Genomic DNA, 11,114 nt, shown 5'->3' with positions numbered 1-11,114 from the left:
CCAGGCTGTTCGGTTTCCCAGCAGGGCCTGGTCCTGATCTGTCATCTTTTCGAGCGGCATGGGCCCGGTTTCAGGGGTGGTGCCCTTTCCCTGTTTTGCCTCATCAAAATGATCCGCCAGCAGGTGGCGCCGGATTTTGCCGATCCGTGTACGGGCAAGGGGGTCCCGTGTTACGGCAAAATCAGAGATCTGTTGATAGGAAGGAAGTTTTTCGGACTGTGCGGAAACAGCATTGGGCGCGGTTCAGCGCTGGAACCTGTGGGTGCGATGTGGTATCATGCCCTCGTTCCTGTGTCCGTTTCATGTTATCCTTCGCTGTTCATGGCCGACGACGCTCCCTCGGAAACTCCTATCGAAGACTTCGTTCGCATCGACGCGCTGCCCGACCACGACGGCGAGTCCGTTACCCTGAAGGGCTGGCTGCACAATAAGCGCGGCTCCAAGAGTCTGTATTTCTTGATCTTGCGCGATGGGTCGGGCTACGTGCAGTGCGTGGTGAGCGAGGGCGATGTGAATGAGGCCAGCTGGGCAGCGGCCGACAACGCAAGTCAGGAGACGGCCCTCGCCATCACCGGCACCGTATCGGCCGATGATCGCGCTCCTGGTGGATACGAGATGCAGGTGGATGCGGTGGAGACCATTGGGGATTCGGACGGCTATCCGATTACGCCGAAAGAGCACGGCATCGACTTCCTGATGAACCGCCGTCATCTGTGGCTGCGCAGCGAGTCGCAGTGGGCGGTGCTGCGGGTGCGCAACCGTGTGCAGAAAGCCATCCACGACTTCTTTCAAGATCGCGGCTTCTTGCAGACGGATGCGCCGGTCTTAACGGGCAACGCCGTAGAGGGCACTTCGACGCTGTTTGAGTTGGATTACTTCGACGACGAGTCGGCCTACCTGACGCAGAGCGGTCAACTGCACGGCGAGGCGATGGCGATGGCGTTCGGCAAGATCTATACGTTTGGGCCCACCTTCCGCGCCGAGAAGTCGAAGACGCGCCGTCACCTCACGGAGTTCTGGATGATTGAGCCGGAGATGGCGTTCTACGATCTGGATATGAACATGACGCTGGCCGAGCGCTTTGTGTCGCACATTGTGCAGGATGTGCTCGAGCACTGCGAGCGCGAACTGGAGACACTGGAGCGCGACACGACGGCCTTGCAGCAGGTCGATACGCCGTTTCCGCGCATCAGCTACGACGAGGCCGTGGAGCTCTTGCGGAGCGAATCGACGGCGCAGCTAATCGATCAGCGCATTGAGGCGCTGCACGAGGAGCAAGCGGAGCTGGAGACCGAGCGCGCGGAGAATCAGAAGCGGCGCGGGCAGGCGAAGAAGCATATCAAACGACAGATCGATGCGCGCGAGATTGAGATCAACAAGCGCATCAACGAGATTGAGGAGGCGCTGCGCAATCTGCCGGACTGGAAGGAGTCGGCGCAGACCTTTGAGTGGGGCTCCGACTTTGGCGGAAGCGACGAGACGGTGCTCACCTGGCACTTTGATCGTCCGATTATTGTGCACCGCTTTCCGGCGAAGATCAAGGCCTTCTACATGAAGCGCGATCCGCACGACGACCGCCTGGCGCTGGGTATGGACGTGCTGGCGCCTGAGGGCTACGGCGAAATTGTGGGCGGGGGCGAGCGCGCTACGGATCTGGACTTCTTGCAGGAGCAGATTGAGGCGCACGGCCTGCCCGAGGAGGCGTTCGACTGGTACCTGGACCTCCGCAAGTTCGGCGCGGTGCCGCACAGCGGGTTCGGGCTCGGGCTGGAGCGCGTGGTGTCGTGGATCTGCGGTCGCGAACATGTGCGCGAAGCCATTCCGTTCCCCCGCACGATTGGGCGGCTGCATCCGTAGGCGATTTTGGATTTTGGATTTTGGATTTTGGATTTGCGATTGGAAGGAGCGGCACTGACATTGGTGGATACTTGGCTGTCTGCAACTGCTCTGCTTCGCTTCATTCCATCGCCTCCTTCAAGTCATGTGTCTCCAACGAATCGCCCCCGTTCTGTGCATTTTTGTGATGCTGCTTCTTCCCTTGTCAAGCCATGCGCAGTGGATTGACCACTTCGGCGTGAAGGGCGGAATTACAGCATCCAGCGCAAGCGATAACATGGACCAGTTCGATCTTGAGCGGCGCTCGGGCTGGCGAGGGTCGGCGTTTGCTGAGAAAGAGTTGCTCCCGTTCCTCTCTGTTCGTAGCGAGGTTGGATACACCCAGCGAGGCTTCGTCGAGTCCACTGCCGAAGTCGATGTAGACGGCAATGAAACGCCGCTGGAAGCGACGACACGGTTTGATTATCTGACGATCCCGCTTCTGGCAAAGCTGGAGTATGGCGTTGGGGCGGCCTCGCTATACGCACTGGCCGGGCCGCGTGTAGATATTCTGGTAGGACGGGAGGCCGGCGTCTTTGCGTTTTCGGGGGGCGACATCGAAAGTGAAATTGCCGACTTCTACGATTCCACAGCGGCGGGCGGCACGCTGGGTGTGGGCGTCTCTACACAGATGCTACCTGCACAGGTGTTCATAGAAGGACGCTACGACGTGGACTTGACGGACTCGTTTCCAGCCGATGCGCCTCGCAAGGTGCGTAATAATGCGTTTGCCCTGGTCTTGGGCGTGGCCTTTTGATTGCCAGCGATTTTGGATTTTGGATTGGGGGTTTTGGATTTTGGATTTGGGATTGGACCCTCTGTTGTCTCCTTCAAGGAGTCATACCAAGTTCGGCCTCGTTTGGGCGTGGAAGGACGAATGGATAGACGATGTGCCCCTCCACTCCTCCAACGACGCATGCGGAGTTAGTATCATTCCTGCGATGCGATGGCCTCGTTGAGGGCGGCACGTCCGCGCTGATACGCCTTGGAAAGCACTTTCGTGAGATCTTGCCCGTCGGGCACGCTGTCCGCGTCGTCTGCGGGGGTCGTGCCGGGGCGCAGGTAGAGCGTGTTGCCGGACTGCGTGCGGCGGGCCAGGTGCGCGGTCAGGGTATCCCACGGAAGCAGATCGAGTGGAAGTGCTGTCTCACTGCGCTCTGCGTCCACAAATCCGATGCGGCGGTCGCGCTGATACACTTCGATGCGCTCGGTGTGCGACGATACAGCAAAAGCGAACGGCTTTGTGGCAGATACAAGGTCATTGCGCACGGCGACGGGGATGAGTAGCCCTGACACATCGCCCGCCTGGAGCCGCTCCGATAGGGTCGATTCGGCGTGCTTGGCTTGTTTTAGCAGGGTTGTGCGGTGGGCGGGCTCGGCAGACCACCACGTGCGCAGGTAGCGCTCCAGTTCCAGCTTGCCCACGGCTGTGCAGAAGCGCACCGCATCGGCAGGGGTAAGCGCCTCGGGAGCGGTATCGGCCACGGATTGCAGCGTCTCGCACTGCGATAGCGTGGCGCGAAGCTGTGCCTCGCCTACAAACGGCGAGCGAGGCTCCGATTCGACATGCGACAGATAGAGCGTCTCTTGGGCCCGCGTCACAGCCACGTAGAAGAGCCGCCGCTCTTCTTCCATCATAGCGGAGTGGGAGGCACTGCCTGCAGCGGGAAAGGTGTCTTCGTTGCAGCCGGGCACAAACACAACGGGCCACTCGCCGCCCTTGGCACGGTGGATGGAGCGCAGCGTGAGCACGGCATCAGAGTCGCTGTTCGTCTGCGCCTGGTCGATCTGATAGATCGTCTCCAGCAAGTCTTGCGCCGACACACAGCCCTCGGCAAAATCCACCAGCGAGCGCGCGGTGGCTACACGGTTTTCGCCGACATCCTGAAACGCGCTCTGCTGGCGCAGGTGCGCCTCGTAGTCGATGGCGTCGATGAGCCAGGCAAGCGTGTCGGCGGCTGGATCGTTGACGCGGTCGGCCAGGGCGGCAGCCGTATCCAAAAAATCTTCGACCTGCTCTACGGTGCGCTCGTGCATCTGGTCGGTGTGAGCGGCCAGGGCATCGAGCACGGAGGTCTGTTGCTGCCGGGCGGCGCGCCTCACATTTTGCTGCACAGCGTAGCTGACGTACCGGTTGGGCGTGCGGAGCATCGTCTGAAAGCGCTCCAGATACGGAATGATCTTGCGGCGGTCTGCAAACCAGCCCTGGTCTTGCACAGTGGCTTCGAGCGTGGCCCAGTACAGGTACTGCAAGAGCGGTTGCACTTCGGGACGCTCATAAAACGGCGTGTTGCCCACAATGCGATACGGCACATCGGCCTGCAGCAGCGCCTGCTCAATAAACGGCGTCTGCGCGTACTGGCGCACCAGAATCACAATGTCGGTGGGGGCACCCCCTGCACGCAGATGCGACTGAATGGCGGTGGCTATGCGGGCGGCCTCGTCCGATGCATCCTCCGCCTCAATGCACTGCGTGGTGCCTCCGTATCCCTTTGTACACTGGATGCGTTTGGCATGGCGCTCCCGGTTGTGTACAATGACGCGATTTGCGAGGGCCGTTTGCTGTACAGGAGAGCGAAAGTTATCGTGCAGCACGTACTCGGCGGCGTCGTAGGCGTCGGCAAAGCCGAGAATGTACGAGGGATTGGCCCCGCGCCAGGTGTAGATGCACTGGTCGTCGTCGCCAATCGCCATGTAGTTGCGATGCGGAGCGGTGAGCACGTCGAGCATGCGGTACTGCACGCGGCTCACATCTTGAAACTCGTCCACGAGCACGTAATCGTAGGCGGACTGGGCGGCTTTGCGCACGGCGGAAAAGCGCATGAGGGCTTCCCAGCCTTCGCGAAGCATGTCGTCGAACGTAACCCAGCCCTCGTTGTCGCGCTCCTCCTCGGCATAGCGGTAGAGAGTGAGATAGTCGTCGTTCTCGTGCTCGGCCTGAGATGCGTGCTCCTGTGCCCGTTCGGGGAGATGCGCAGCACTGAGATCGGCATAGCAGAGTTGCCGCTTCCACGCGCCAATCTGGTCGGCCAGGTCGGTGGGCAGGATGCCAAGGTCGGCTCTATCGACCTCGCGCTCTTGGGCCAGCCGCTGTAGGGCGCGCTCGGCCAGGTAGCGGGCCGCGCGCGACGGATTCACCGACTGCTGATCCAGACGCGACGGCAGGTGCTTGTGCGCCTCGGCCTGCTGGATGCACCGGCGGCCCAGCGCATGCAGCGTGCAGCAGTCAACCCCGCGGACCCCGAGCGCGCGGAGTCCATCAGCCAGATCAGAGACCGTTGCCTTGCTGAACGAACTCGCAAGGATACGGTCGGGCCGCACTCCGCGCTCTTCTACAAGATGACGGATGCGATGCACCATAGCGGTGGTTTTTCCAGCGCCCGCCACAGCAAACACCAGTGCGGGGCCCTCGTTGTGCTGAACAATACGTTGTTGGTTGGGCGTAAGGCGGTCGGCAGCAAGCATAGCCGGTGCGTTGTACAGGAACAGTGGGCGGTGCGATGTGCGTTACGCGTCGGGCAGCGATTTTGTGCAGGGCACGCAGGCACGCGCTGCTCTTTTTACAGACGCTGCGAGGTGTTACCGTATCGCTACGACCCCTGCATTCCGCTCGCAATTAACGACGGAGCCATGTTCAGGTGGGAACGCCAATCCGGGGCAAAGGTGCGAACGAATGTATTTCCTCTGGCAATAGCCTGGCAACAGCGCCAACGATCTGCATGAAGACGAATTCGAATCAAGAATCTCATGCCTCCACGACCGTTCCCCCGAAGGTTGAGGCAGAGACGCCCCCCTTCGACCCCGACTGTCCCGACTCCGAGCCTAGCGTTGTTGTGAAGGAGACAGCAGAAGCAGAACGTTCGGCCCATGGTGCACCGGCCGTGGGCGCTGCTGTGCGTGATCGGTTTGGCACGGACGAGATCTTTCAGCGCATCATTGTAGCTGCCGATGAAGAGATCGGCACGCCAGGGCGGGAGTTGCTCTTTAGCGGATTAGCGGCGGGCTTTGCCATCACGATCACGTTTCTGCTGTATGCCTCGCTCACGGCGGAGTCGGGAGGCAACCCGCTGATCAGTGCGTTGCTGTATCCGGTTGGGTTCGTGTACATCATTCTGGGTGGATACAACCTCTATACCGAAGATACGCTTCCGCCCGTGGCTCTCGTGCTGGAGCGCCTGGCCAGCATACCGGCGCTTCTGCGCGTATGGGGCACGGTGCTTACAGGTAACTTTGCAGGAGGCGCCATGGGCGCTCTGCTGCTGGCCACCACAGGGGTGCTCTCGCCTGAAGCCGCCGACGCAGCGCTCAAGATTAGTCAGAAAGGGATGGAAACGCCGTTTGCAGATCTCTTCTTTAAGGCGCTGACCGCTGGGTTTATTGTAGCTGGTGTGGTCTGGCTCAACTTCACTGCGCGCGACGTCATCGCCCGCTTCGCTCTCACGTACATGGCATTTCTGTGCATCCCGCTTGGCAACCTGTTCCACGTCGTGGTGTCTTTCACCGAACTGATGTATCTGGTCTTTAGTGGATACGCCGTGTTCTGGGAAGGACTCTCAGGCTTCATTCTGCCTGTTGTACTTGGCAACACCGTGGGCGGGGCCATTCTCGTTACGGTCGTCAACTACTTCCAAACCACCGCACGCCGCCTCGAAACCGCTCGCGAAGATGGTGCCGAACGGCAGCTTACCATGCGTGAATGGTTCTTTGGTGGATTCGTAGGCCGCTCGTATGTGCCCGCCCGCGAAGCCACACTCCCTGACAAGTAATCCGCTTCAGCAGACATAGTCGGTAGCGAAAAGTAGGACGACGAGCACGCACGCAAAAGCAGGGGCACTCCGCGTCTCGACAGGCGTGAAACTGATGCCCGCATAGCCCGTGCGTCGCATTACGTTCAGGCTCTTCGTTCTTCACACGCCGCTCCTGGCTCGCATGGCTGACTCCAACGCTGCGCCTCCTGACGCTGCCACATCCAATTCCTCCCCCGACGGTGCGCCCCCTGCAGATGCAGGTGTGGTAGATACCGACGTAGAGCCCTCGGCCGAGTCCTCCATTCTGCCCGACTCGGCCAAGTATGGCACCTTTGGCGGGGTGTTCACGCCCACGCTGCTCACCATCTTGGGCGTAATCATGTACCTGCGGACTGGCTGGGTGGTGGGCAACGCCGGGCTGCTGGGCGGACTCCTCATCATTCTGCTGGCGTTTGGCATCGTAACTGCCACCGGGCTGTCGATGTCGTCGATTACGACCAACATCCGTATTGGAGCCGGGGGCGCGTACTCGATCATCTCGCAGTCGTTGGGCCTGGAGGTCGGCGGCAGCGTGGGCATCCCGCTGTACCTGGCGCAGGCCCTTGCCGTTACGATGTACATCTTCGGCTTTCGCGAGGGGTGGCTCTGGGTCTTTCCAGATCACGCGGCGCTGCTTGTAGACCTGGCGGCATTTGCGCTGATCTTTGGCATTGCCTACATCAGTGCCAGCCTGGCTTTTCGGGTGCAGTACGCGATTTTGGCGATCATTGTGGCCTCGCTCGTATCGGTGGCTATGGCGGCCGCCACCGGGTCGATGACCATTCCGCTTACCGAAGTGCCGCTCTGGGGCGAGTTTCCGGGTGCGCCCGAAGACGGCTTCCCCGGGGTGTCGCTCTGGGTCGTGTTTGCGGTGTTCTTTCCGGCCGCCACGGGCATCATGGCGGGGGCCAACATGTCGGGCGAACTCGAAGACCCACGCACCAGCATTCCGCTGGGCACTATGTCCGCCATTGGACTCAGCGCGGTGATCTATCTGCTCTTAGCGATCTGGCTGCTGCGCTCGGCCACGACCGAGGAGCTGCTCACCAACTACACCGTCATGATCGACAAGGCGTTCTGGGGGCCGCCCGTGGTGGCCGGGCTCCTGGGGGCTACGTTCTCCTCGGCGCTCGCCTCAGCCGTAGGAGCTCCGCGAATCTTGCAGGCGCTGGGCAACCACGACATCCTGCCCCAAAGCGACTGGATGGCCCGGCGCACCGACTCGGGCGAGCCGCGTAACGCCATGCTCATTACGGGCGGCATCGTGCTCACCGCACTCATGATGCGCGACCTGAACGCCATCGCGCCGCTCATCACCATGTTCTTCCTGATTACCTACACCATGATCAACGTCGTGGTGTTTGTAGAGCAGACGCTGGGCCTCGTCAGCTTTCGTCCGCTCTTGTGCGTGCCCCGCGTGGTGTCGTTTGCAGGAGCAGCAGGCTGTTTGCTGGCCATGTTTATCGTGAACCCCACGTTTGGACTGGCTGCGCTGGCAATCGTGCTTGTGTTCTACGGGATTCTGGTGCGCCGCACCCTCGACCACTCCATGGCCGACGTACGCAGTGGACTCTTCGTGTCGCTGGCGGAGTGGGCGGCCAAGCATGTGAAAGACCTCGACGCCCGCCAGGAGCGCGCCTGGAAGCCTAACATCCTCGTCCCCATCACCGATGCCGATACGCTGCGCGGGTCCTTTCTCTTCCTGCAAGACCTGGCGGCTCCCAAGGGCGCGGTAAACGTGCTCGGCCTGCAGAGCGAATCCTCGTCATCGGATCTGCCCGACCAGGTACGCGACCTTACGGCGGCCTTCCGGAAGCAGGGCGTGTTTGCATCTTCGGCTGTGGTGACTGCGCACGACTTTGCCAACAGCCTCACCGCCAGCATCCAGACGATGCAGAGCGCGTTCTTTAAGCCGAATGTCCTCTTTCTGGCGCTTCCTCCAACCAACGAGCGCGAGGCCGACTTTCAGCAGCTCGTGGCTACCGCAAGCGACCAGCAGATGGGGTCGCTCCTCTACGCACCTCACGACCGCGTGGGACTGGGGCAGCGCGAAACCATTAACGTGTGGATCAACGACCGCAGTCCGCACTGGCGCGTGTCGATGGATATTGGCAATCTCGACCTGCTCCTCCTCATGGCGTACAAACTCAAACGCAATTGGGATGCCAAAATGCGGCTGCTTACCGTGGTCGATACCGAAGAAGATGCGCAGGCCGCCCACACCTTCCTACACATGATTACGGACCTGGCGCGCATGCCTAATGCCGAGATCGTGGTGCACGTGGGCGACTTCCAAGCCTACCTCCCCAACGCACCACGCGGCGACGTGAACGTCTTCGGACTGATGGACCCGCCCCGGTTCGAGCGCATGCGTGCGCTTGTGTCCGAAACCCGCACCAGCAGCCTCTTCGTCCGCGACTCCGGCAACGAAAGCGCACTTGCGTAGCCTTGTGATGTTGGGCTACTACGTGGTCTGTGTCTTTGAGAGGGGCAATGCAGTAGCGGCAAAAGAATCACGCTCCGCTGCGTCTCCCATGACGCGCGGCTGAATACGCAGCAAAACACTTCACCGCTCCGCATCACGTTGTTACACGCAGCGTGCTGCCGTCTTGGGCGGCCTGCACCGTAAGGCGGGCAGGCAGACTGCGCTTCAGTTCGGTGACGTGCGAGATGATACCGAGCAAGCGCCCTTGCTGCTGGTCCTGCACATCGTAGAGCACATCCAGCGCGCGCTGGAGGGTCTCTTGATCGAGCGTGCCAAAGCCTTCGTCAATGAAGAGCGTATTCAGGCGGCGCCCACCGGTGCGGCGCTGCACCACATCGCTCAAGCCCAGCGCCAGCGCCAGCGATGCGTTGAAGCCCTCGCCGCCCGAGAGCGTACTCACAGGACGCTCCTCGTTGGTGTGGGCATCGTACACCCGCAAGTCGAGTCCGCCGCTGCTGCGCGCATCGTCGAGCGTGGTGGCGCGGCGCAGATGGTACTGCCCCTGCGACATCCGCTGCAAGTGCTCATTCGCAACCTGCAACACATCTTTCAGGCGTGCCGCCAGCACGTAGCGCTGCAGACTGATGTTGCGCTCGTTGCCCTGCTTGCCGCGTGCCACCTGGCTGAGGTGCCCGATGTGCTCGGCCTTTTCTTCCACCGCCTGCGCCTCGTCCTGAATCTTTTCCAACTGCATCAGCGCATTCTCCAGCGCCTCCTTCGCATTCTCCAGTGCCCCAATCTCCTGATCCAGCGTACTGATGCGCTCGTTCAGCGCCTCTACGGCTGCTTCGGCGCCCTCCACATCGGGCTCGGTAATGCCCTCAGCGCGGGCTTTCGCTTCCTTCAGCTTCGACTGTGCATTCGACCACTGCTGGTTGACCTCCTGAATCCGTTCGCGTAGCTTCGCCAGTGCATCCGCCTCCATGCGTGCGGATTCGTACGCCGAACGGTCCTCGAACCCGTGCTCACGCAACGCCGCCCGAAATTGCTCCTGGGCCTCGGCATACTTCTGCTGGGCAGCTTCAGACTGTTCGCGCTTGTTTTCAAGATCTTTCTGCGCCGCGGCATGGGCGTTGCCCGCCTTCTCTTTCGCCAGCTTGGCTTCCTCCAGCGCCGTAGTTAAGGTGGCAAGCTCGTCCTCCAGCGCGGCCTGCTTGGCCTCCAATGCTTCAACCGAGTCAATGCCCTCCGGCACGCTGTCGGTCAGCCGTTCGACGTGGGCCGCTGCCTGTTCATGATTGCTTTTTGCCTCGCGCACCGCGTCTTTTTTCGCATCCAGCGCCTCCCGCTTCGACGCCAGATCCTCGTTGATGGCCTCCAGATCGGCGGTTGCGGTCTTCACTTTCAACTGGGCCGTCTGGGCGGATGCGAGGGCTTCCTTTTCGTCGTGGAGCGTTGCCTCAACCTCGGCAGTCGTGTGCTCAGTGAGGGCCGCATCCGTATCCTGAAGCGCCTCCATTTTACTCGTGTGCTGGTCTACAGTGCGCTGGGCCTCTGCCTTCTGCTGCTGTGCGGCTTGTACCTTCGATTCCGCATCGTCGAGCGCCGCCCGGGCCGATTCAAGCGCCTCGGCATCGGGCACGTCGTGTGCTGCGTTGGCGGGATTAGGATGCGTGGTGGCGCCGCATACCGGACACGCATCGCCGTCTTCCAACTGCATGGCCAGCACGCTGGCGTAGCCTTCATCGCGCAACTGCTCAAGCTCGCGCACCCGCTGCTTCTTCGTGTCGCGGGTCGACTTGCGTTCCTTGACGCGTTCCTGGGCCTCCGCAAGCTCCGACTCGGCTTCCTGGAGCTGTCCACGTAGTTCTTGAAGTTGCTTGCTCTGCTCCAGCCGCTTCGTCCACGTATCCACCGCCGCCGTGCGTTTGGCCACAGTCTGCGCCTCCTCCTTGTGCTTGTTGATTACCGACTGGGCCTGCTCGGCATCCGAGTCCATCTGCTCAATCTCCGATTGCAGGGCCTCG

At 61.3% G+C, this 11,114-nt stretch carries 5 protein-coding genes and 1 pseudogene; 4 read left to right on the top strand and 2 right to left on the bottom strand.

Annotated elements, in window-relative coordinates; genetic code table 11:
- Nucleotides 1-321 precede the first annotated feature (321 nt).
- Nucleotides 322-1,857, top strand: a complete 1,536-nt coding sequence (locus R6U20_RS07590; RefSeq protein WP_410337256.1) for an amino acid--tRNA ligase-related protein — start codon at nt 322-324, stop codon at nt 1,855-1,857.
- A 166-nt stretch (nt 1,858-2,023) separates the two neighbouring features.
- On the top strand, nt 2,024-2,632 hold the full coding sequence (locus tag R6U20_RS07585; RefSeq protein ID WP_410337257.1) for a porin family protein: 609 nt from the start codon (nt 2,024-2,026) through the stop codon (nt 2,630-2,632).
- 173 nt (nt 2,633-2,805) lie between these two features.
- On the opposite strand, the gene R6U20_RS07580 is transcribed toward R6U20_RS07585, so the two are convergent.
- On the bottom strand, nt 2,806-5,340 hold the full coding sequence (locus tag R6U20_RS07580) for an ATP-dependent helicase (RefSeq protein ID WP_410337255.1): 2,535 nt from the start codon (nt 5,338-5,340) through the stop codon (nt 2,806-2,808).
- 254 nt (nt 5,341-5,594) lie between these two features.
- On the opposite strand from R6U20_RS07580, the pseudogene R6U20_RS07575 reads away from it, so the two are divergent.
- Both R6U20_RS07575 and R6U20_RS07570 read left to right on the top strand, forming a co-directional pair.
- A pseudogene (locus R6U20_RS07575) lies at nt 5,595-6,620 on the top strand (formate/nitrite transporter family protein); the annotation flags it as partial.
- Between the two features lie 184 nt (nt 6,621-6,804).
- Nucleotides 6,805-9,108: an amino acid permease gene (locus R6U20_RS07570; protein WP_410337254.1), complete on the top strand. Its 2,304-nt coding sequence runs from the start codon at nt 6,805-6,807 to the stop codon at nt 9,106-9,108.
- A gap of 133 nt (nt 9,109-9,241) precedes the next feature.
- On the opposite strand, the gene R6U20_RS07565 is transcribed toward R6U20_RS07570, so the two are convergent.
- A partial coding sequence (locus R6U20_RS07565; RefSeq protein WP_410337253.1) for an SbcC/MukB-like Walker B domain-containing protein occupies nt 9,242-11,114 on the bottom strand: 1,873 nt, incomplete at its 5' end.

Source organism: Longimonas sp. (genome assembly GCF_046498435.1).
Classification (GTDB): Bacteria; Bacteroidota; Rhodothermia; order Rhodothermales; family Salinibacteraceae; genus Longimonas.
Note: the sequence above shows the minus strand (reverse complement) of the source record. Positions and strands in the feature narration are given on the sequence as shown.

Bases quoted from the DNA above. Each gene is read 5' to 3' on its own strand.
- R6U20_RS07590 (WP_410337256.1), top strand. From the start codon at position 322: ATGGCCGACGACGCTCCCTCGGAAACTCCTATCGAAGACTTCGTTCGC.
- R6U20_RS07585 (WP_410337257.1), top strand. From the start codon at position 2,024: ATGCTGCTTCTTCCCTTGTCAAGCCATGCGCAGTGGATTGACCACTTC.
- R6U20_RS07580 (WP_410337255.1), bottom strand. From the start codon at position 5,340: ATGCTTGCTGCCGACCGCCTTACGCCCAACCAACAACGTATTGTTCAG.
- R6U20_RS07570 (WP_410337254.1), top strand. From the start codon at position 6,805: ATGGCTGACTCCAACGCTGCGCCTCCTGACGCTGCCACATCCAATTCC.